The sequence below is a fragment of the Lactococcus sp. S-13 genome (genome assembly GCF_004210295.1).
Lineage (GTDB): Bacteria > Bacillota > Bacilli > Lactobacillales > Streptococcaceae > Lactococcus.
In genome coordinates this window covers 26,250-48,259 of the sequence record NZ_SDAK01000003.1, presented here as the reverse complement: position 1 = coordinate 48,259, position 22,010 = coordinate 26,250, and the positions used below count along the sequence as shown (strand labels likewise).

Annotated in this window: 24 protein-coding genes and 1 pseudogene; 17 read left to right on the top strand and 8 right to left on the bottom strand. The window is 33.7% G+C overall.

Features of this window, described 5'->3' with window-relative positions:
• Positions 1 to 10: 10 nt before the first annotated feature.
• The 6 genes from EQJ87_RS11380 (at position 11) to EQJ87_RS11355 (ending at position 5,970) form a co-directional block, all read left to right on the top strand.
• Positions 11 to 2,632 carry a toprim domain-containing protein gene (locus EQJ87_RS11380; protein WP_130124738.1) on the top strand — a complete coding sequence of 874 codons (2,622 nt, stop codon included), beginning with the start codon at positions 11 to 13 and terminating at the stop codon, positions 2,630 to 2,632.
• Between the two features lie 78 nt (positions 2,633 to 2,710).
• Positions 2,711 to 2,956 carry a hypothetical protein gene (locus EQJ87_RS11375; protein ID WP_130124737.1) on the top strand — a complete coding sequence of 82 codons (246 nt, stop codon included), beginning with the start codon at positions 2,711 to 2,713 and terminating at the stop codon, positions 2,954 to 2,956.
• Between the two features lie 273 nt (positions 2,957 to 3,229).
• Positions 3,230 to 3,625 (top strand): plasmid mobilization protein, encoded by a 396-nt coding sequence (locus EQJ87_RS11370; RefSeq protein ID WP_130124736.1) that lies wholly within the window; start codon positions 3,230 to 3,232, stop codon positions 3,623 to 3,625.
• Positions 3,626 to 3,627: 2 nt separating this feature from the next.
• The gene (locus EQJ87_RS11365) at positions 3,628 to 5,160 is read left to right on the top strand and encodes a relaxase/mobilization nuclease domain-containing protein (protein ID WP_130124735.1); all 1,533 of its coding nucleotides are present in this window, start codon (positions 3,628 to 3,630) and stop codon (positions 5,158 to 5,160) included.
• Positions 5,147 to 5,668, top strand: a complete 522-nt coding sequence (locus tag EQJ87_RS11360; RefSeq protein WP_130124734.1) for a hypothetical protein — start codon at positions 5,147 to 5,149, stop codon at positions 5,666 to 5,668. Before EQJ87_RS11365 ends, EQJ87_RS11360 begins: the two co-directional genes overlap by 14 nt.
• 38 nt (positions 5,669 to 5,706) lie before the next feature.
• Positions 5,707 to 5,970: a hypothetical protein gene (locus EQJ87_RS11355; RefSeq protein ID WP_370449786.1), complete on the top strand. Its 264-nt coding sequence runs from the start codon at positions 5,707 to 5,709 to the stop codon at positions 5,968 to 5,970.
• 347 nt (positions 5,971 to 6,317) lie between these two features.
• Here the strand turns inward: EQJ87_RS11355 and EQJ87_RS11350 are convergent, their stop codons facing one another.
• Entirely contained in the window at positions 6,318 to 6,812 is a 495-nt protein-coding gene (locus tag EQJ87_RS11350; RefSeq protein WP_130124733.1) for a muramidase, read from the bottom strand.
• Positions 6,813 to 7,471: 659 nt separating this feature from the next.
• Here EQJ87_RS11350 and xerS point away from each other — a divergent pair.
• The 4 genes from xerS to EQJ87_RS11330 all read left to right on the top strand — a co-directional run bounded on the left by xerS (position 7,472) and on the right by EQJ87_RS11330 (position 11,320).
• Positions 7,472 to 8,527, top strand: coding sequence for a tyrosine recombinase XerS (gene xerS, locus EQJ87_RS11345; protein ID WP_130124732.1), 1,056 nt, complete (start codon positions 7,472 to 7,474; stop codon positions 8,525 to 8,527).
• 83 nt (positions 8,528 to 8,610) lie between these two features.
• Complete coding sequence (locus EQJ87_RS11340) at positions 8,611 to 8,898, top strand: hypothetical protein (RefSeq protein WP_015426413.1); 288 nt, start codon at positions 8,611 to 8,613, stop codon at positions 8,896 to 8,898.
• An 847-nt stretch (positions 8,899 to 9,745) separates the two neighbouring features.
• Positions 9,746 to 10,681 carry a hypothetical protein gene (locus EQJ87_RS11335; RefSeq protein ID WP_081199700.1) on the top strand — a complete coding sequence of 312 codons (936 nt, stop codon included), beginning with the start codon at positions 9,746 to 9,748 and terminating at the stop codon, positions 10,679 to 10,681.
• 258 nt (positions 10,682 to 10,939) lie between these two features.
• Positions 10,940 to 11,320, top strand: a complete 381-nt coding sequence (locus EQJ87_RS11330; protein ID WP_223804556.1) for a hypothetical protein — start codon at positions 10,940 to 10,942, stop codon at positions 11,318 to 11,320.
• Between the two features lie 21 nt (positions 11,321 to 11,341).
• Here the strand turns inward: EQJ87_RS11330 and EQJ87_RS11325 are convergent, their stop codons facing one another.
• Complete coding sequence (locus EQJ87_RS11325) at positions 11,342 to 12,022, bottom strand: IS6 family transposase (RefSeq protein WP_130122782.1); 681 nt, start codon at positions 12,020 to 12,022, stop codon at positions 11,342 to 11,344.
• Positions 12,023 to 12,103: 81 nt separating this feature from the next.
• Between EQJ87_RS11325 and EQJ87_RS11750 the strand changes: the two are divergent.
• A pseudogene (locus EQJ87_RS11750) lies at positions 12,104 to 12,352 on the top strand (DNA polymerase); the annotation flags it as partial.
• Positions 12,342 to 12,692, top strand: coding sequence for a hypothetical protein (locus EQJ87_RS11315; RefSeq protein ID WP_130124731.1), 351 nt, complete (start codon positions 12,342 to 12,344; stop codon positions 12,690 to 12,692). The pseudogene EQJ87_RS11750 and the gene EQJ87_RS11315, both read left to right, overlap by 11 nt.
• A gap of 222 nt (positions 12,693 to 12,914) precedes the next feature.
• Here EQJ87_RS11315 and EQJ87_RS11310 read toward each other — a convergent pair whose 3' ends face one another.
• The 3 genes from EQJ87_RS11310 to EQJ87_RS11300 all read right to left on the bottom strand — a co-directional run bounded on the left by EQJ87_RS11310 (position 12,915) and on the right by EQJ87_RS11300 (position 15,025).
• Complete coding sequence (locus EQJ87_RS11310) at positions 12,915 to 13,718, bottom strand: hypothetical protein (RefSeq protein ID WP_130124730.1); 804 nt, start codon at positions 13,716 to 13,718, stop codon at positions 12,915 to 12,917.
• A gap of 141 nt (positions 13,719 to 13,859) precedes the next feature.
• Positions 13,860 to 14,159: a hypothetical protein gene (locus EQJ87_RS11305; RefSeq protein ID WP_130124729.1), complete on the bottom strand. Its 300-nt coding sequence runs from the start codon at positions 14,157 to 14,159 to the stop codon at positions 13,860 to 13,862.
• A 17-nt stretch (positions 14,160 to 14,176) separates the two neighbouring features.
• Positions 14,177 to 15,025, bottom strand: coding sequence for a ParA family protein (locus EQJ87_RS11300; RefSeq protein ID WP_130124728.1), 849 nt, complete (start codon positions 15,023 to 15,025; stop codon positions 14,177 to 14,179).
• 426 nt (positions 15,026 to 15,451) lie between these two features.
• Between EQJ87_RS11300 and EQJ87_RS11295 the strand changes: the two genes are divergently transcribed.
• Together EQJ87_RS11295 and EQJ87_RS11290 are read left to right on the top strand one after the other, a co-directional pair.
• Entirely contained in the window at positions 15,452 to 16,639 is a 1,188-nt protein-coding gene (locus tag EQJ87_RS11295) for a replication initiator protein A (RefSeq protein WP_370449785.1), read from the top strand.
• 30 nt (positions 16,640 to 16,669) lie between these two features.
• The gene (locus EQJ87_RS11290) at positions 16,670 to 16,867 is read left to right on the top strand and encodes a DUF6019 family protein (protein ID WP_130124726.1); all 198 of its coding nucleotides are present in this window, start codon (positions 16,670 to 16,672) and stop codon (positions 16,865 to 16,867) included.
• A gap of 115 nt (positions 16,868 to 16,982) precedes the next feature.
• Here the strand turns inward: EQJ87_RS11290 and EQJ87_RS11285 are convergent, their stop codons facing one another.
• A complete protein-coding gene (locus tag EQJ87_RS11285) occupies positions 16,983 to 17,738 on the bottom strand; it encodes an XRE family transcriptional regulator (RefSeq protein WP_130124725.1) in 756 nt (251 codons plus the stop codon).
• A gap of 890 nt (positions 17,739 to 18,628) precedes the next feature.
• Here EQJ87_RS11285 and EQJ87_RS11280 point away from each other — a divergent pair.
• Both EQJ87_RS11280 and EQJ87_RS11275 read left to right on the top strand, forming a co-directional pair.
• Positions 18,629 to 18,940 carry a hypothetical protein gene (locus EQJ87_RS11280; protein WP_130124672.1) on the top strand — a complete coding sequence of 104 codons (312 nt, stop codon included), beginning with the start codon at positions 18,629 to 18,631 and terminating at the stop codon, positions 18,938 to 18,940.
• Between the two features lie 117 nt (positions 18,941 to 19,057).
• Positions 19,058 to 19,738, top strand: coding sequence for an IS6 family transposase (locus tag EQJ87_RS11275; RefSeq protein WP_130124723.1), 681 nt, complete (start codon positions 19,058 to 19,060; stop codon positions 19,736 to 19,738).
• A gap of 22 nt (positions 19,739 to 19,760) precedes the next feature.
• Here EQJ87_RS11275 and EQJ87_RS11270 read toward each other — a convergent pair whose 3' ends face one another.
• Entirely contained in the window at positions 19,761 to 20,459 is a 699-nt protein-coding gene (locus tag EQJ87_RS11270; protein ID WP_223804555.1) for a replication initiation protein, read from the bottom strand.
• 745 nt (positions 20,460 to 21,204) lie between these two features.
• Here EQJ87_RS11270 and EQJ87_RS11265 point away from each other — a divergent pair.
• Positions 21,205 to 21,354, top strand: coding sequence for a type I toxin-antitoxin system Fst family toxin (locus EQJ87_RS11265; RefSeq protein WP_130124724.1), 150 nt, complete (start codon positions 21,205 to 21,207; stop codon positions 21,352 to 21,354).
• A gap of 346 nt (positions 21,355 to 21,700) precedes the next feature.
• Here the strand turns inward: EQJ87_RS11265 and EQJ87_RS11620 are convergent, their stop codons facing one another.
• Positions 21,701 to 21,838 (bottom strand): hypothetical protein, encoded by a 138-nt coding sequence (locus EQJ87_RS11620; protein WP_190289103.1) that lies wholly within the window; start codon positions 21,836 to 21,838, stop codon positions 21,701 to 21,703.
• Positions 21,839 to 22,010 lie beyond the last annotated feature (172 nt).

Genomic DNA, 22,010 nt, shown 5'->3' with positions numbered 1-22,010 from the left:
GAGGTAAAAAATGAAATATGATAATAATTCTCAAAGACAGAAACTGACAGATGTCGCAAATAGCAAGGCCATTTTAGAAGTTGCTCAATCTTTTGGAATGGAGTTGGAGAAAGAAGGCAAAGAATTTAGTGGAAAGTGGCAGGGGCATGAATCTTTTAAACTCAATGGACAAACCAATCAATTTTACTGGAATGGTAAAGGTTTTGGTGGTGGAGTCATTGACCTTGTTTCAGTTTTAAAATACGGAGCAACTTCTCATGAAGAAGCCAAAAAATATGCCAAGCGAAGTATTGTCAGTCTCGCAAAAATGGAAATCGGAACATTTGAGCCGATTGATAATCCTAAAAAACAACCTTTTCATTTCTTCTATGATGAAGATGATAATTTCGATTTAGGTCGAGTTTTTCTTAAAGAAAAACGTGGCTTATCTGATGAAACGATTGACTTCTTTTTAGAAAAAGGTGTCATCAGTCAAGGGAAATATAGAACTGAACTTGAAAATGGAGAATACTTTTATGAGACTGTCATCTTCTTTAAAACTTTTGATTTAGAAGGAAAAATTATTGGCGGAAGTGTTCATGGTTTAGAACCACACCCAGAAATACCTGGTCATAAACATAAGAGTGGAATATTGAAAAAAGCCTTACTCAATTCTGGAAGTTATAGTGGTCTTAAAGTAACCATTGGAACACCCAAATCCGTCATTCCTCTTGAAGCCCCAATAGATTTAATGTCCTACTATGAACTCCATAAAGGGACACTTAAAGATGTTGTATTAGTCGCAAATGACGGATACAAACCTGACGCCTACTGGCGGGCAATGGCAGAAACGATTGTCTCTTCTCCGCTAGTTAATAATGAAAAATATCATCATAAAGAAGCGCTTGTGCAACGTTTAATCGATAGCCCTGATGATTTTCTGAGAAAAAATTATCATAGCTTCATCACGTTAAGTGAGCCACAGGCAGGTCGCTTTATTTTCGCATTTGATAACGATAAAGCGGGGCATGAATTTATTGAAAAATTCAAAAATTCCTATCCTGATGTTCTTAAAAAAATTGAAACTGACCTTCCACCACTTGTGGAGGGGCAAGAAAAAGCTGACTGGAACGATGAATTAAAAATGCAAAAAAACATGATTCCTCGTCCTAAAAGTCAATCAGAAATAGAAAAAATAGAAGATATAGTTTCTAAATATTCTCCCCCAAAAGCCGCTCCTATCCATGCAAATCCAACCAGCGCAACATCGAAATTTGTAAAGCAAACAATCTCTCGTATTAATAGCAAAGGTAAGCCATATACGATTTCTAAAATTTATGAATTACTCAATTTAACTGACTTCTCAAAGTTAGAAACTGACCGTGCGGGGCGACTTTCTTTAGAGGCAGTAAGTATTTTGACTCTTGAACAAAAAAAATCAAAGTTTGAAGAAGCAAAAAACAGCGATGATAAAACGATAAAAAACAGCCGTTTTATCCTCTCTATTAATGTGCCTAGTGAACAACTCTCTCGGCCTACATTAGAAGAAATTCGTAAATTGAGACAAGCAAAAAATGGAGGGAAATTTCCTAAAAACCCAAAGACTCCTGATGCTCGAATTAGTCCAAAAGTTTCTGACACAGTAAATGATTTATCAACCCTTTTACAAAAAAGAGAAATTAATAAACTTCATCACTATTTATCAGACGACTTGAAAAAATATCAAGAGGATAAACATTTTCATCAATTACTAAAGGTAATGACATTTATGCCAGAACAAACCGAAAAAAATATCCGTTTGTTAATTGCTCAAAATCCTAATGTGAGTCAAGTTGCTGATTTTACAACATGGTCTGATATCAAAAAAAGAAAGATAAAAGCTAAGAGTAAAGCTTTAAAAATCATTTTACCTAACCCTCAGCTCGAACGTGACGAATCTGGAAAAGTCATCTTAAATGATAAGGGCGAACCAAAGATTGAGAAAGTAACTGAAAGTGTGGTTTCAGTTTTCGACGAAAGTCAAACCGTAGGGCCAAGTTTAAAACCGTCAATTGTTGATGAAATCCCACGTGAACGAGCGTTAGAAATTTTTCAAAATCTTGCCCTACTTTCAACTCATTCGATTCGCTTTACAGAAAAACCTGTCTTGCAAGAAGGTCGAGAAATTTCTTTTGAACATTCTTGGTTAAAGTCTTCTCAAAAAGAAATCTATATTCAAAAAGGGCTGACTCCAAAGGAAGCATTAAAAGCCCTTGTTCAAGAGTTGGTCTATCAAAATAATCCTGAAATTTCAGAAACTCCTGAAATTGAAAAATTGAAAATCGAAGCAACCACTTATCTTTTACTTCGTAGGCAAGGACTAGAAACACCTCCACCTTCAATAAAAGAAGTTTCATTATCTCAAGAACATCTTTCAAGTCTTTTAAATCGAATTCAAGAAATTTCAAAAACTTTAGGACAAAACTTTGATAAACAGCTGAAGCCAAAGGTTGTTAAAAATTATGAACAAATGACCCCTATTGATAAAAATAGAAAATTGACATTGAAAGAAAAAATGGATGCTGCCAAAAATAAGGAAGCTGAACTTGGAGAGGCGGTTGATACCTCAAAAAAAGCACTGGGGGTGGAACCTCATCAAGCCCCACAGATTTAAAAAGTGACAAAAAAGCAAGTGAACTTGCAGCATTAAAAGCTGAAATGGAAAAATCTAAGTAAGGAGGTTATCTTAGAAATGGAAGAAGATACAGTTAATATAGCCTATGGAATTTCTTTAATGATGAAGAAACATGGCAAACTCAGTCATGCTAAAGCGTCAAAAAGGTTTAAGCAATTTCTAACAGAAATTGAACCTTTTATTAGTGAAGATGAATTTTGGGAACTGACAGAAATTGAAAATAGTCTGCAGATAATGGAAAGTGAAGAATTTGAAGCATGGAAAAAAATTGCGTCACAATTTTACATCACTCGTGCGCAATAAAGCGCAAATAATTATTTGAAAAATAAACAAAATAAAAAATTAGGGGCTTGGGGAAACTCCCCAAATCAGCATAAAAGGCAGGATAGGAAAATGTTCAAAGTGGAACATTTGACCTATTCTGACCTTTTTGTTTTTTTGCAAGTGTGAACACACTTGCTATGCCCGCGAGAGCAAAGCTCTCCCTAAAGGGTTGGGTCTGGGAGGGCGTAGCCCGACATTGTTTTTTATTTAATTTTTTAAGAATTTAAATATTATAGATTGGAGCATTTACTAATGAACGATGCAGAACGTTTCAGAAATAAGCACGTACATTTTATGGCAACTTCAGATGAGAAAGCACAACTGGAACGAAATAAGCTACAAGCTGGGTACCAAACTCTAGGAAGTTATTTATTAAAAATGGGCTTAGAGGGGATTATTATCAATGTGGACTTTTCAGAATTACGTGGTGCATTAGGCGATATCGGTTCGTTGAGAAATGAATTCAATCGTATTGGGAATAATATTAACCAAGTGACCAAACATGTGAATGAAAGCAAAGAAATTGATGCAATGGATCTCTACCTTTTACAAGAGGAAGTTAATAGTATGAAAGACCAAATTGAACATTTTGAAAGAAACGTGGTCGACAGTTTTAATGAAAAACTCAGACAATTGGGGGTGGACTGATAATGGTTGTTGTACCAGAACCTAAACAAATTCGTTCAGAAAAAGCACTAAAAAGTGCTGTTAAATATATTTTAAATCCTGATAAAACTGATGAGCAAATTTTAACCAGTGGTTATCATATTTCTAATCTCAACTATGCGGATGTTGAAATGAACTATACCAGAATATTGGCTCGAAAAATGATTGGACGACAAAACAAACAAGTTTTAGCTCATCACTTAGTTCAATCATTTCGTCCGGAGGATGGTTTATCTGCAGAAGAAATTCATCAGATTGGTCGTGAATGGATAGAGGAGCTTACTGGCGGTAGCCATGAATACATTATTGGGACTCACATTGATAAAGACCACATTCACAACCATATCATTTTTAACGCGACTTCAAGCACTGATTTTAGAAATTATAGATGGCAAAAAGACACACTTCAGTTAGCACGTGAACTCTCTGATAAGATTGCTGAAAAACATGGTGCGATTTTAGAAAATACTAGACCCTACCAAAACTATCACCGTAACTATCAAAAATACCTGTCAGAAAATCCAATTCGCCCTGAACTCAAACAACGTTTAAAGTTTCTTTTAAAGCATTCTCTAAGTCTCTCTGATTTTCTTCAAAAAGCAAAATTACTTAACATTGAAGTTGATACATCTGGTAAGTACACGACTTATCGGTTAACTGATTTTGAACAAGAACGTCCGATTCGAGATAGCAGCTTAATCTCAAAAGCGGATAAAAAAAGGATGGAAAACCACCCAGAAAAAAGGATTTTCTCACAAGAAGAAATAGTGAAACGCTGTGAAAAAAACGCACAGAATCATTCGATTGTTTTTGGTAAGTCTGAAATTTATGCGGAATATCAAAAGCAGCAGAACTGGTACAAACAAAACACAGATATTCGATTAACTATTGAACCTTGGCAAATTGAATCTGAGACCCCTGATGGTATTAGAATTTTTGTAGAAGCAGGACATCGTAAAGGTACAGTAAAAATTGCTACTTCACATTTTGATAAAAATGGCGAAAATATAGAACTTTACCTCAACAATTTTTCAAAGTTCAAATTTTTAGATGATAAAAATCAAAACTACTCATCTATTATTTTAGGAAAAGAAATTATCGGTCAACTTTCAAAAGAAAACGATCGCCTACCTAAAAGGAAAAACTACGGTTTAAATTATGTTCATGATCTTTTTGAAGCTCAAAACTTGTTAAGCAAGCACGGGATTAGCGGACAGGAATCGTTCAAACATCTTGGAGAGGAATTCATTTCAAATATGGAAAATGTAGAGTTATCTCTTGAGCGATTGGACAATAAGATAATTGCACAAACAGAAGCTGTTAAATTCAATCAAGATAATCCAAAACTTCTGGAACAACTCAAACAATTACAACAAGAGCGACGGACATTAGAGGTTGCTTACAAAGAAATTACTGATGAATTGGAAATATATGACCAACTTGAAAATTTCCAAGAACATCATCAAGAAATGAAAGAATCACAAGAACAGGAGAACCAAACACATGCCAGAAGATAAAAAAGAACCCTTTGATATGTTGGAGCAAGAAATTGAAACTCGTCGATTGAAAGAGCATTTTTATGAGAAAGATTATTATAATTCCAAAGAGGAATCCATGATGGACTTTCTTAATTCTCGACGTGCATTAACATTAAGACAAACGCAAGAAATTGGTTTCCCGTATTGGGAATATCCAAGTATCCAGGAAAATATCTTTTGTTTAGGACGCTTGGATTTTAAAGAATGGGGACGTCACATGGCAATTACCACCTTTTTCACTTTAGAATCTGGATACTTCGGACAAGCAAAGTTTTCAACTTTTAGAGGAAAAATTGATTTTTATATGCCTACTAAAGGACACGTGAATTTAGCTGAAGCGGAGGTGGGAGATTATTTTGTTCTAAAGTTAAAGAGTAAAGATGGTGGTTCATCATTTATTGAAGAAATTTGGGCAGTTGATTATGATGAAAATTTAGCTGAAGCTGTTCAAAAAATATTTCAAGAAGTAGCAAATAGAAAAGAATAAGTTACGACAGATACTAGACATCTTATTTAAGGAGATATATGGAAATTAATAAAATATATAATGAAGATTGTTTAGAGGGGATGAAACGAATCCCTTCTAAATCAATTGATATGATTCTCTGTGGCCTACCTTATGGTACAACTCAATGTGCCTGGGATGTGATCATTCCTTTTGATAAATTATGGAAACAATACAAGCGAATCATTAAAGATAATGGAGCAATTGTTTTGACTGGAACAGAACCATTTAGTAGTCTGTTAAGACTTAGTAATTTAAAACAATACAAAATTGATTACAATTAAACTTTGAAAATCTTTTGTTTGTATTTTAGGCATTGAGTTTTTCGATAATCTCAAAATATGAAAAGTCCTGTAAGCCTTTATGTAAAGCCACTTCTAAAATGGACATAGAAAATAAAGTCCTACATATTTTTCATACGAGATACTGAAGTACACTTTACTGTACAATATGATTTTTGATTCATTATATTTATGAATATTTAAAAAGATTGCCCATTTGGGCAGTCTTTTTTGCCTTTCTAATTTTTAAGAGAGTAAATCTATAATATCATTAATTAAAATGGAAAAACACATCTATATGATGTGTTTTTCCATTTTAAAATTGTGAATTTTTAGGAAGTAGAGTTTTATTATAACTTCTCAGATGAAATGATGTTATCAATAAATAAGCTATTTATTAAATTAATTTTAGATATGCTGTATTTTGTATACGGAGAAGATGGTTTATTGTAATAAGCATTTAAAGTTGGATATTCTGTATATTCATGGTCTAAGTCAGCTGCTATTGATATTGCGCTTGAACGATTTTTTCCTTTTGTCCTACTTGTAAATATCCAATAATCTACATCTTTTGTTCCTTTTGATAGTTTTTTTAATTCATCCACTATATTATTTTTTTGATTTATGATGTCATCTTTTGAATCTCCAATTGATATTAAAACAACTAATTTTTTTTCATTGTTTACTTCATATTCTAAAATTGTAGATATCTCAGTACGCTCAGTTAATTTAAATAAAACCTTTGCTTTTCGTCCCTCTTTTGACGTATAGTAATCATAAAGATTATTAATTGCTGTTGTTTTTCCTGTGTTTTCAGTACCAGATATAAGTATTGCTTTTGTCACTAATTTATCCTCCAAGCATATTTTTTATGTACCAAGTATATCAAATTTTATAAAAAAAACCAGGGACTATTGGAGGGGTGTATTAAGCTTTTTTCTTATATAAGTGAAGTCATTGTTTAAATAATAGGGCTGGTATTAGAGTCAGTATTAAGGTCAGTATTAGGGTCGGTATCGAGGTTAGTATTAGGGTCGGTATTAGGGTTAGTATTAGGGTCGGTATTAGGGTCGGTATTAGGGTTAGTATTAGGGTTAGTATTAGGGTCAGTATTGAGGTCAGTATTAGGGTCAGTATTAGGGTCAGTATTGAGGTCAGTATTAGGGTCGGTATCGAGGTTAGTATTAAGGTCAGTATTAGAGTCAGTATTAGGGTCGGTATTAGGGTTAGTATTAGGGTCGGTATTAAGGTTAGTATTAGGGTCAGTATTGCATCGAAAAAAATATTTAAATTAGTATGAGAAAAATCAAACTTTTTCGGAAAGATATCTATCGTTTCAATCGGATGAAATAACCGTTTACGGATATTCCAGATTCTGTTAAATCAGCCTAAACAGACCCCTTATCATAAAATTTTGATTTATAATAAAAATTGACAATACTTTAATATTTGACTACAATATATTCTAATTTGAATAGAAAATGTTGAGGAACAATAAAAAGAGATGTCAGAAAACCATGGTTATCGTTATAATGTAAATAAACTTATGCTTGAGTTTCCCTACTACGTCAATGAGTTTATCCAGTCTAAGGACACTGTACCACTGAGTATTGCCTCGATTTACTCTTACTGCTTAGAATTTAGAAAATACTTGAAATGGATGAATGAAAATAATATAACGAGCCATGCTAACATCAAAGAAATTACTTTGAAAGAAATGGAAAACGTAACGAAACGTGAGCTAGAAGCTTTTGTACTTCACGAACGGCTCCGTTTAGAATCAAAATGTGGTTCTAATACACATACATCAGCACTAAATCGAACCATTGCAGCGATTAAGAGCCTATATAACTACTTGTGTGAACAAACTGAAGATATTCACGGAAATACATACATGACAAGAAATGTCAGCCGCTTAATTCATATCCGAAAAAAGAGCGAAACCTTGCATTACCGTGCTGCTCAACTAGAAGGTAAACTATTCCTAGGAGATGAAACCAAAGCCTTTTTAGAATTTGTTGAGCAAGACTATGAAAAGTCTGTCAGTAATCGTGCGAAAACAAGTTTCAAAAAAAATAAAAAAAGAGATTTAGCCATACTAAGCCTCTTTTTATCTTCTGGATTACGTTGTGCGGAACTTGTAGGGATCAATCTCAATGATTTAAACCTTGAAACAGGGAAAGTGAGTGTGATGCGAAAAGAAGGAAAAAAAGATGTTGTTCCAATTGCCCACTTTTCACACAGATATATAACTGATTATTTTGAGGCAAGAAGTAGCATAGATACTGAAGTTCAAGCCTTATTCATCACAGATTACAACCAAAAAATAAGAAAAATATCAAATGCTTCGATAAATAAGCTAGTCGCAAAGTATTCAGCAGCTTATAAAGTACGAGTGACACCTCATACACTAAGGCATACATTCGCAACAAGACTTTATAATGTCAGTCACTCCCAAGTCCTTGTCAGCAACCAATTAGGACATTCTTCAACCAAACCAACTGAGTTATATACCCATATTGTTAGTGCTGAAGCTAAAGATGCATTAAGAAAGTTATAAACTTCACAAACTATCTAAAATTTATTTAACGTGTAATTTTTGATATAATCAGATTAACGTAATTAAATGACAGGGGAGTAACCATGAAAATCATTCAAGCCGTCCATATTAACGGAACTGACAAACATAAACGCTATTGGAAGGTACCAGACCACCTACAACCAATTAGACTACGTAAAGGCGACGAGGCGGCTGTTGAAACCAAAAGTGGGCCACAAAGGGTTAAGATTGTTGCCGTAGTGACCTCAAAGGATGGATTTTTGTATTGGAAAAATGGAGATACCTGGCACAAATTTGAAGTTAAACAGGAGGTCTTAGCATTCTTTGACAGAAAAACAATGGAAGTCAAATACCCTCCAAAAGCTGATTAATCAGCCTAACAGAGCATAACAAAAAAATCCTTGCACGCAAGAATAGTTTATGCTATAATTAAGGCAACTAAAAAAGGCCTGATAAAGTTACAGCTTAATCAGACCTGCCGATTAAGAACACATTCCGTTCAATCGACTTACTTAATGATATTATAAATAAATATGCATAAAAAGTCAAGTCAAATGATGTAAAAGGGAGATTCTTAATAGGAATCTCTCTTTTTTGTGAGTGATTTGATTTATAATAATATCTATTAATTTATTTTAGTAAGAAAAAGAAAAAACTTCTGAAAAAATTTTTTAGAAAGATGATGAAAACAAAAAGCAGGAGAGCAATGTGTTACAAAAACCTTATAATAGCAAGGTTTATGAAACCTTTCGGAAAGGTGTGACACAGAACTCCTATATGTTTTAAGTAACATCTTTCCGAAAAACTGTAATTCTTTTTACATTAGAATTGGCAGAAGCAGAAGAGCAAATATTACTAAATAACAATAAATAATGGAACTTATAAACCATCACTCAATTAGATTTGAGTGATGGTTTTTTGCATTTATATGCACTCTAGTTATATAAATATACAATATACTGATTTAATTGGTGCTAGATAGTAATTATTACTTAATTTCGCAGGTTCGATTCCTGCATAAATCATTGAGCATTAGCTCATATCGCTATCTGCCATAATAGCCTTGCGGGTCTGCGCCAACAGTACTTGCATTTGCGAAATTCTGTATTGACTTAAGTCAATAAGGACGATAGAGGCTCGAATCCTCGATTTCGCTTTAAAACTTAATTCTTATCGTATCTTGGCGGATACGTTTAAGTTAGAAAATGGAAACATATTATGGCAGTTAAGAAATTTAAAAAACAAAAAGGCTATGAAAGTTTAAATAGAGAATTTTTGCAAAGAAACGATTTAAGTTTAGAAGCTAGAGGGTTACTAAGTTATATGGAAAGTATGCCAGATAATTATATTTTTCATAAAACAAATCTTTATACATGCTTTGAAAAAAATAAAAAAACCTCAGTTGAAAGAATTTGGAATGAACTTCTTGACCAAAATTTCATTATCGCATATTCCAAAGGAAAAAAACCTAAACAACAATTTGAGTATCTTTTTAGTCATGAAGGATTTTCAGAAGAAACTATTCAAGAATTAAATGAGGAGTACTTAACAACTGGTTGGGATATTGCTTATCGTTCTGGAACGAATAGAAAGCCTGCTTCATACTATCGAAATAAAAAATTGATAGAAAATGCACAAAAATCAAGTGACCCTAAACCCAGTGTTAATCAGGGTGTTGAAAATCAACACACTGATAACCATGGGATTTCTATGGGTGTTGATTTTGAACAGCATAAAACGGACAGCACAAAATCAACAGGTATTAAATCTATTAATAAAGGTTTACTAATAAATGGTGAAGAAGAAGAAGAAAATAATAAAGAAATTTCAGAATTTCAAAATAAACTTGAAAAAGCAAAAATGGATTATCTTGAATGCTTTCCATTTGAAAAAGATTTGATTGAATCTCTTTTGAAAACAAAATTTTCTGAGGATGTCAAAACCGACTTAATGGACTTCTTGTTTACCACACGAGTTGGATTTGATTTAGATTACTCTGACCCAGAACAAGCATCAATTGCATTTGCTGAGTTGGTTAAAGAACAATTGATAGATAACAAATATAACAGTAGACAAAACTATTTGAGTTACTTCAGAATTGGATTACAACAGAAAATAGCAACAAGAAAAGCAGTTTCTTCTGTACATTTCTAAAAAAGAAGGATGATAAAGACCTTGACCTAAGTATGTCAATAAACTACTTATCTAAACAATTGTTTAGAGATGTGGACATCGCTTAAAAGCATAAAGCTCAAGCTCACTGGTGAGACTTCCTGTAATGTGGAGTAACACCACTCTGTCTCACCACTGTGTAAGATAGCTTGAATGTGGGTTGGAATCCCTCTGTCTGCTTTGGAAGAATACAGGCTTCCTTGTCTAATCGACAAAAATCTTACACAAAGGAGTCATTAAATGGCTAATAACGAACAAGCAAATTCATTTCTTGATTTTATGCGAGGAGGTAATACTGATAGTGATACTGACCTCAATACTATTGAACCAGGACTACCTGCAAATCCAAAGGTGGACAATGGTCAAGAATTAAATCTGGTTACATCAAATTGGGAAACAAGACCTCTTGCAGGTGAAAGTAATACTGATACTGAACTCGAAATTAGTGAAGCAAGAAGTATCAAACCAGTTCTAATTAATCCAATTAGATCAGTTGAAAAATCTAAACAAAGAAATTTTGGATTAACTGATAGACAATATAGTGAACTTTTGCAGGCAGCCGCTGATTTTGGATTTGTTAGAACTGCCGGTTCTGTTGCAAAGTTTGAAATTTTAAAATAACGTTTCTGCCCCGTGTTCCTCTTAAGCTGTTATTCCCATTAAAATTTTTATTTCAGTAGAGACCGAAAAGCCGAAGAGCGTTCCATTTCTTCGGTTCTTTTTGTATATTCCTCGAATGGTCTCCATGCCCTTAATCGTGGTTGAGGCAGTCCGGAGACTTCGATAAAATTTATTGCGACGTTTGACTGGTCTATGATCTTGCTCAATTAAGTTATTGAGATATTTCACGGTTCGATGCTCTGTTTTGGTGTATAACCCATTTCTCTGTAACTTTCTAAATGCAGAGCCAATAGAGGGTGCTTTATCAGTTACGATGACTCTAGGTTGTCCAAACTGTTTATGGAGCCTTTTTAAGAAAGCATACGCCGCCTGCGTGTCTCGTTTCTTTCGTAACCAGATATCTAAGGTTAAACCGTCCGCATCAATTGCTCGATAGAGATAATGCCAACGACCTTTGATTTTAATATAGGTTTCATCCATTTTCCACGAATAGAAGGACTGTCTATTTTTCTTTTTCCAGAGATGATAGAGCACTTTACTGTATTCTTGAACCCAACGATAAATCGTAGTGTGACAAACATTTATTCCACGGTCATAAAGCAATTCCTGAACTTCACGATAGCTCAGATTGTAACGGAGGTAGTAACCTACTGCGACAATAATCACATCTTTTTGGAATTGTTTGCCCTTAAAATGATTCATTTGGAACCCCTCGCTCTCTTTTCCCTTCCATTTTATAATAAATCTAGAAAACTTGGAAACTTCGCAACAGAACCATAAACTATCTATGGGAATCAGCTCTCTGATAGTTCGGTCAAACAACTTTCACTATTTGAAAGTGTTGAAGAAAATCAATCCAATGAAAAGCAAGAAGCCCTTCAAAAAGCCATCGATGAGATTAGAGAAAAGTTCGATTTTCTCTCCATCCAAAAGGCAAGTAGTTTATCTGCAGGATCACGTGTGATCCATCGGAACAAGCTTATCGGAGGTCACGCAGCAAGCCAAAACAAGGAGGAAACAGATGTCAGTTGACCGTTCATATAGCCCTTATGAGGTCATTCGGACTTATCACGACCGAGGGATGATGAAATGGGGCGCATTTGCGACTGGAGAACTTACGGAGGCTCAAAATACTTTTGAAAAGGAACAAAAAAATGATAAAGTCATTCAAACTTTATCACCTCATGTAGTGCTCCATCTTCTTAACCAGTCTTTTTCTAATCAGGTACAAATCAAAGTTAAATATCATTCTAAAAATAAAATAACTGAAGTCTTTGGTTTTGTTTCTGAATTTATCAATAATCAAGTGAGAATAAAATCAACAGATAAAATTTACCTCATCTCCATTGAACAAATTATGAATATTTCTTAAAAAAGTAGAACCCGATTTATGAAACGATTCGTTCAGTTCTACTTTACTCCTTGTTCTCTTTGTATATACAAATCGCTCAACTATGAGAATAAAATAACTTATAAATACATAAAAAGACTAGTTACAAAACAATTAGTCTTTTTATACTTGAATTCTTATCCATAGAATATTACCACCTTGTCAAGACAAAGGTGTCTTTAAGGTCATACCTTTATCTTGACTTTAACTTTGGTTTCGATCTTTATCTATTTCAGAACTTATTTTATCCATAATGTTTATAATTTCCAATTCTTCATCATTATAAACTTTTTTATCACTTGTTGATTTGATGATTTTTACCTGAGTTATACTTTCTTCATACTCTTTAAATGCTAAACTATATTTCGGATATTTAATCATCCACTCATCAAATGTGATGCATTCTATAATATTTTCTTCTAACACAATATCAAATACTTCATATTCAAGTTGTCCTAATGCGTTATGAGGATAAATATTGTTTGCACTTGCACGCATCACAATAACCCGTTCACAAACATGGTGTGATTTAAAAGAATTCACGTCTATTTTAGTCGGTTCACAAGTAAAAGATGAAAAATTTCCGTATTTGATTTGTTTACCATCTTTATAATTGTTATAAACCTCACTAAATCTTTTTAATGTATCATTGTAATTGCTAATAATATCCTCTTTGGTTGCAATTTTAGCCGGTTTCATTCTACCAAAAATATCTTCATATTCTGGCTCAGAATGCTCTTCAATTAACTTTTGCAAATTTTTTTCATGGTAATATAAAAGCCCTCTATAATCAGTAGGTTTTTCTTTAGGATTCCGTGGTGGGTTTTTTATAAACTTACAAAGAATTGATCCTGGTTCTATCATTCCTAATCTGACTTGTAATTCTTTCTTTGCTCCAGATATAATACTTGTTAATTCTTCACTTGAGTCATCTCCTCCTAGCTCTCTGTTCCCCACATAGTGTATCAAATTTCCAATTTTTTCTTCTAATTCTTTTTCAGTTAACATATTCAGAGATTCCTTATTATTTATTGAGCATTTGACTCATACTTCAATACTCTTTGTTTTAAAAAAAATATAGAAATATAGATATTCGCCAATATACTAATATCTATATTTCTATTTTCAAATAATGTTTTTATACCACTCTTAGAGATTATCTTTTAAAACAGAGTACCTGCGTTTTTCATCTGCACTCAGGTTTTGAGTGAAATCATCAATCAAAAACTGAATTGCTTCATAATCAAATTTCAATTTTTGCAATACTTTTATTGCTTCCAAACTTGTTTTAATATCATCTGAAATTTTGAGAGTAACTTTTTGATTTTTAAATTGGTTTTTCTGTTTTTTTTCTGGTTTTACAATATTGATATTTGCCTCACTTTCAAACTTTTGATTTGGAGATATTGCTCCTTCAACTTTGCGTTCTAATAATCCTTTTCTTACCATATTAAATTTCCTCTCTTCTATTCTTCAAATTCTATAAGCTTAGATAGCATTTCTGAAACAACTTTTTCATACATTTCAAGAACTTTTCGGTCAAAACGGTCTTCATCAGTTATACCATTTATACTAAATCGCTTTATCCGTTCCATTTGAGGAATTACAGTTTCAAAAACAAGATCTTCCCCCCACTCTTCTTTTGCTGACTCAATAATTAGTTTATCCACTGAACCTCTACTATTTGATAGCATCGGCAAGGCACCAAGCACCTCTATACCAAGGTCATATTTCATCTTCAGCTTAACTAATGTTTTAATATATTCAACTGCTCCTGTCATGCTATCATCCTGAGTTTGCAATGAGATAAGAACATAATCACTAAACATAACAGCATTGCTTGTTACCTCAATACTTAAAGGTGGAACGTCAATTAGTATTATGTCATAATCTTCTTTTAGCGGCTCAAACAATGGCTCTAATAAATGAGTTTCTTCATATTCTGTACTAGTATTTTTATATAAATACTTTGCAAAGTCTTCAAAATCAATATAACTTGGTAATAAATCAAGGTTTTCAATAATTGGCACTGGTAAATCTTTTAAGTTACGTTGTTGGACTCCCCACATCAAAGTCTTATCAATAGTCATTATTTCATTACTATTCTGAGATTTTGTAAGCATTAGTGCTTTAGTAGAGTTTGATTGAGGATCAAGATCACACACTAATGTTTTAATCCCTAACTTCGAAAGTGTATAAGCAATTAAGTAAGTATTTGTTGTTTTACCAACTCCTCCTTTTTGATTACCAATAATAATAGTGACAGCTTTCTTGCGTTCTTTTAGCAATTGTTTTGCCTGATTTAATTCTTCCATGCTTGCCTCCTTGTTATTTATATTATAACACAACTATACTAATATGTAAATATAGAAATATCTATATTTACATATTAGTATTTTATCCATATTCCTATCTAACCTCCCCACACTACTGTTTTTAAACAAAATAGTTGTCTTTGGCAGATTAGTAAATATCTATATTTCTAAATATTGATATTACTATATTCACTAATATCTATTTATCTATATATAGATATTACTTGTATAAATGCATTGCCTAAAGTATTTCTGCTCGTCGTTTTATAGATATTAGTAAATTAGTATTTTTTTAAATATAGAAATAGAGATAATTACTAATTTACTAATATCTATATTTCTATACCTTAAAAAACTATTTGAAATTTGATGTTTTTTTTGTTATGCTATTGCTAACGAGAAACATCACAGAAAGGAATTGTTATTTTGACTACTTTTAATTTTAGAAAAGCTGACAATCGATATAAAGAACTTTTTTTTCAATTTCCTAAAGTACTATATTACAGTAAAAAATACAAGAAAAATTTATCTCTCAGTGCGAAAGCAGCATACATGGTTCTTATGGATCGTGAAGAATATTCTCTCAAGAATAATTGGATCGATGAATCTGGTAATGTCTATTTCATTTTTACGAACCAAGAACTGGCTGATCTGTTAGATGTTTCTCCTCGTACAGTAATTAACATCAAAAAAGAATTAGAAAGTGCAAATCTCTTACTCCAAAAGAAAATGGGTTTTAATCCGAAAAGTGGGAAAAATGAGCCGAACCGACTTTACTTAGCTGAATTAGAAGTTAGTGCTACTGATGTATATTTGCGAGGCGATTATGATAAAAAAAGCCCTCAAACCCTTGGTACAAGCGGAAGTGCAAATTCTGCACTTCCGCAGAACTTCGTTCAAACCCTTGGTACAAGCGGAAGTGCAAATTCTGCACTTCCGTATAGTTACGTTGAAGAACCCCCTCAACCCCTTGGTACAAGCGGAGGTGCAAATTCTGCACTAAATCTATATAAAGACTCTTTAGATACCTCTTTAGATAATATTAAAGATACTCAAGAACTAGATTTTTCTTTTTCTAATTTTTCAGCTGCTCAAATTAAAGCCCAAAATCAAGACTTGGTTAAAAATTCTAAAAAGTTCCTCAAAGAAGGAACTCACGATTTATTTCTTAGCGAAGAAGCTATCAACTTACTTCAAATGTGGTGTAACTCGCCTCAGCAACTTAGAAAAACAATTGGGATAATTCTGAATGCTAAGAATGCTGTATGCAAGGAAAATGAGGCTGTTGGTGTTTACTTCGTCCTTGAAGAACCAGAATTACAAGAAAAGTTACTAAACACGCTGAGACGCTATTTTAACGTGATTAGAACGAAAGAAAAAAATATCACAAATTTTGAGAATTACCTTTTCGGTTCGATGAAAAATATGTTTTCTGAATACTGGAATAATCAGACACACCAAGATTTTTTAGGACAAAAAGATGGAGCTGAGCAAGATAGCAAAGGCTTTGATTGGTCTGAACCTGATTATGAGAATAAAACAAGTCAAGAAGAATTAGCTTATCTTGAGGAAATTAAGCTTGAAGCTCAAAAAAAATTGAAGGCTAGTATTTAATTATAAATTGAATTTGAAAGAGGAGATATCATGTGGGAAAATTTAGGTCTTAGCGGTGGAAGTGGTTTTATATTTTTTGTTACTTTATACTTTGTTATCAAATGGGCTGTAAAAAGTGGAATTAAAGAAGCGTATAGAGATATTACTAGCAATATGTTACCTGAAGAAAAAATATGGAAACCAACTACAAAAAAATCTGATAAAGAAAAGTTAGAAGAAGAGCTCTAAGATAACTCTCATCGTTGTTGGTCTGCTAATCCTTCAAAGGGTTTAAAAACATAATGAATAACAAGAATAAAAAAGTGAAAATCAACGCTTAAAAGATTTGTTGATTTTCACTTTTTTAATACTCTTTTTTAATTGGCGTAAAAGCTTCTACAACTTTTCCAATTATCCTTGTGTTTTCATTTCTTGGCAAAAGAATATCAGGGAATAATCTATTGCCTTCGATGTCTTCTGAGTCGTTCAAAGAAACTAATCGAATGTATTTGTCTTCGACAAAAACAGATTTGATGTAAGCCAAACCTCTCTCGATGTCATCTACCGCATATATCCCACCAGGGACGTCCACTGAATCTTGATAACAGATCAGGGCAACATCTCCATAGTGATAATCAGGTTCCATTGAATTGCCCCTAATAACGACTGAACGATCATGCTTCACTTGTTTGTTCCAATAGACGATTTCCTTACTAACTTCGTCTGTATAGGCTTCCCCCATACCTGCCGACAAGGCTTGTTCTTCCTCGACTTCATAGGGAATCAATGAATTACTTAATTGAACAATTTTATTTTCTTCGTTTTGTTCGGTAAGTTGTTTTTTGGCAAACTTATAAGTTTTTTCTTGACGTTGCTCATTTAATTCTTCCATTACTTCAGCAATGGAAAATTTTGGATTAACATTTGTTTCACCTAAAAGATAACTGACACTTACGTCAAAGATTTTCGCTAAGGCAACAAGGTTTGTATTTCTAGGCTTGCCCTCACCAGATTCGTACTTCTGGATTGCCCGATATGTAACATTTAATTTTTTTGCTAGTTCAGATTGAGTTAACCCCTTTTTTTTCCTTAATTCTCTTAGTCTAGTTGAAAAATTCATTTTTTACCTCAAATTTTCGAATTACCGCTTGACAAACACGACTTAAAGTCGTATTATATATTCACAGGGGAAAAAGAAAACTTCTTGTTACTAAGCATTTAAAAAAACCCGAACAACACTTTCCCTATCAAGCTTTATGGTACCTTTAAAAAGCGAAATCCATAATATTTGGAATTCACAAAAAAACTCTCAACTCTTGTTTAAACAAGAAATCAAGAGTAATGGATAAAAATAGCCTATTTTTAGATGATAAAAGCTAAAATTAGAGTACTATTTCTCTTATAATACCAACCCTCATTATAACATTTTTATCCATTAAACCATACCCCTTACTTTATAATTTACTTAAACATGGCTTAAACACCTGTCACGTTCACTTGGGAACAACGGATCACAAAGAGGTTCAACTCCTCTGATAGGCATTTCTAGGGCTTCCCTAGAAGTTAGCAATTGCTAAAGGCAGCACTGATTATTGGTAATGATATTCTATAAACATCCCGTATATAGTTTATCGCAGGTTCGACTCCTGTCAGTGCTATTCAAAACAAATTTAATTTATCCTAATGTCAAATTTAAAATAAGTGGCATTGATATCATACGGGAGATATGGGGATCTAAATTAGCGAAGCAGTTCTTGCTGATGATAAGCACTCTATTCTCTTTAAATGAGGATAGGGTTTTTCCGTTAATGCGGTTTTTAGAATACAATTGGAGGCAATCAATGAAAGGGGATAAAACGTGTAAGGAATGCGGTCAAATTCATCAGTTACCAAGCTATCAAAACATTTGTCAATATTGTCAGAAGGGTAAAAAAGAGAGTGAGATCACAGAAACAAGAGGTCATGTGACCCAATGCTTGGAGTGCAGTAGAAAATAAAGAGGGATTATTTATGGCAGAAGGAACTGTAAAAGATTGTTTAGAGAATTATCTTAAAGCTTATAAGTCAGATTCGATTCAGAAAATTAGAGACGAAAAAATGCAGCTAGTCACTGCTTCAGAATTTGTGCAGCTTCATCAAGAAAAATTAGCTGCCGAAAGAGAAGTTGAAAAGCTCAAAAAAGATAACGAAGCCATGAAAAAGGCACTGACAGAAATATCAGATGGAATAGCTGAAGTGTCCATAGATGATTTCAACAATTCTTCAAAGGCAAGTGTTGCATCAATATATGCAGAGCAAGCGCTCGCAGCGATTGGAATGTAGGTTGGATTACACGAAAAATTGATTCGTGGGAACAAAGAAAATAAGGTTCTGTTGCAAAGTTCCCCATAACTCCTGATTTATTGTAAAATGTAAGAAAACGAGAGTGAGGGTAGACAGATGGATCATTTCAAAGGGAAACAATTTCAAAAAGATGTGATTATTGTCGCTGTTGGTTACTACCTGCGTTACAATCTGAGCTATCGTGAAGTTCAAGAACTACTGTATGATCGTGGAATAAATGTTTGTCACACTACGATTTATCGCTGGGTTCAAGAGTACAGTAAAGTCCTCTATCATCTTTGGAAGAAGAAAAATAGACAGTCCTTCTATTCGTGGAAAATGGATGAAACCTATATCAAAATTAAAGGACGTTGGCATTATCTCTATCGTGCAATTGATTCTGATGGATTAACTTTAGACATTTGGTTACGAAAGAAACGGGATACTCAGGCGGCTTATGCTTTCTTAAAACGGCTCCATAAACAATTTGGACAACCTAGAGTGATTGTAACCGATAAAGCACCATCGATTAGCTCTGCATTCAGAAAGCTACAGATTAACGGTTTATATACCAAGACAGAACATCGGACAGTTAAGTATCTCAATAATTTAATTGAGCAGGACCATCGTCCAATTAAGCGCCGTAATAAATTTTATCGAAGTTTACGAACTGCCTCAACCACGATTAAGGGCATGGAGACTATTCGAGGAATATACAAAAAGAACCGAAGAAACGGAACGCTCTTCGGATTTTCGGTGTCGACTGAAATTAAAGTTCTGATGGGGATCCCAGCATAGTCAAAATGTTAAACTAGGACTTCTATACTCTTTTGGGAAACTTTGCAACAGAACCGGTATAACCAATGATTGGACGTCCTCGACCTGTGCCTCGCTCTTGCTTGATTTTAAAGTTAGGGAAAGCATTTGTAAGGTCAATGATAGTGGTTTTAGAAAAGACTTTTCTATCCATATCCGCATTGGTGTAGCTTTTTGGAACAGAAAGTAAGTGCCTCAAATCTTCTACTTTCACTCGATAAAAGCCAGTTGTTCTAAATTGTTTGATTAATCGATAGAGTTCTTGTCCATAGCTTGTACTCATTTTGTTATAGTCTTCTAACTCAAAGGCAGTAAACATATCAAAAATATTTGTAAGATACTTGAATTCAGGATTTATAGAAACTTTCAGAGTTTGTGTGTCCTCGCCGTCAATAATAAATGTTGGAAATAGACTAAATTTAACGACTTTTAGTCCGCTCTCACTTCTTAGAGTTCCTCGAAGTGTCATGATTTTTTCAGATAGTGTTTCAAGATACTTAACAAATTCAGATGAATTCCTTTTTCCATTTTTTTCGTCCCATCCAACAAGTCCACGCAAAGTATTAAAGTCGAGTTGTACAACTTGAGTGTCCTTTCCTTTGACTTCATGAAGGAGAGCCATTACAATTCGTTTTTCACGTTCATTGAACCCTCTAAGAGGGACAGTATTAAAATCATTATGATATTGAACTATTTCGTGCATATTTCTCAACTCCTTTATAAGTCTTAGGGCTTATAAAAATAATACTAAAATATAGAAATAAAATCAAGTATCAAACAAGGCTTATAGACGGTATCAAACGAGGCTTATAAACATTTAAAAGCTTATTTAAAGCGATTTATGAGGTGTATCAAACAGGGCTTATAAAGAATAAAGTATCAAAGAGGGTCATGTAGAGTATCAAAGAGGGTCATGTAGAGTATCAAAGAGGGTCATGTAAACATTGTTCCACGCCAGATGTACCAACGTTTTCCAGCTTCCTAAAAGAGGTTTAAAAGAATTATAAAAGAGACCCCTCTGATTTAATCTCTTTTTTCTAAAATTCTTTGCCCTCGAAAAAAGAGGTTTAAAATGACAAAAATCTTCGATTTTTCCCAAAAGCATTTTAAGGGGCTTTGCCCCCTTTTTGCATTCGCAAAAATTCCCCCACTCTTCGAGGTTGCCAAAAAGGAAAAGTTCGCCAAGGCTCACGACACGAGCTCATATTTTGCTCGTATTAAAGATTTACGCCCGCGGATTTAGAATTTGCCGCAAATTATTCTAAAATCGTTTAAAACGCAAAATATGAGCTTTTAAAACCAGTTAAAAAACTCGGTACTTTAGTGCCGAGAGTGTTCAAATTGCTTTTGTCGCTCCGCTTGTACTTCTCGATAAAAATAGCTGACATTACTGCTAAAAGAACTGGCGCAGGCAGAGCCTTTGCGGATACTTTGACTTGTGATACAATATGTTTTGGCGCTTAACCCAAATCTCGCCTAGGAGAGGAGGTGATTTTGTGTTCCTAGACTTCTTCAAATACGTCATTGCTCCAATCTTAGTTGGAATAGCACTCAAGCTATTTTCTCGTTGGTTGAAAGAGAAAGATAATGACGATTAGCGCCATTCAACCTGACATCAGGTTCGCAACTGATTAAAAAAACCACAGGATTGCAGTCCTGTGGTTTTGATTTTGTGTTCAATAGCGACTTCTTCAAATTCGCTATCTTGAATTTATCACATCTTCGTTTTTTTGTCAAATTTACATTCCTAAACGTGAACCACCCCTACCTACGCATACGCTAAGAGGTAGGGGTGGTTCACTATCCGCAAGACTTTCTTCTTGAATTTCTACCTCGTTCTTAAGACCCTCTAATTTGCGTTCTAAGCTCGTTTCTTTGTCGACAAGGGTATTTACCTTTTTTCTATTTTCGTTCTTCTATGGCTCAAATATTGCCATTTAGACGCTATATAGTCTCTAACCCGTCGAGGGACTCTCCGATGATTTTTGAAATGATTTTATCCCTCGAAAGTTTGTTTTCTTTAGCAATCTGGTCAAGATTTTTCACTTGCTCATCGGTCAGTGTTCTAACTTTAATTTCCATCTGTTCCCTTTCTTGAAGAGCTTTTTTGGTTTTCTAATCTAATTTTGTGTTTTTTTAATAAGAGCATAAGAGAAACTGCTATCAAAAGTTGATAGAAGTCGCAGTGCGACTTGTTTTAGCTAGGGGTCAGATTTTTTCTCATTTATAGTGTTTGTATAGGACTTGAAATGGC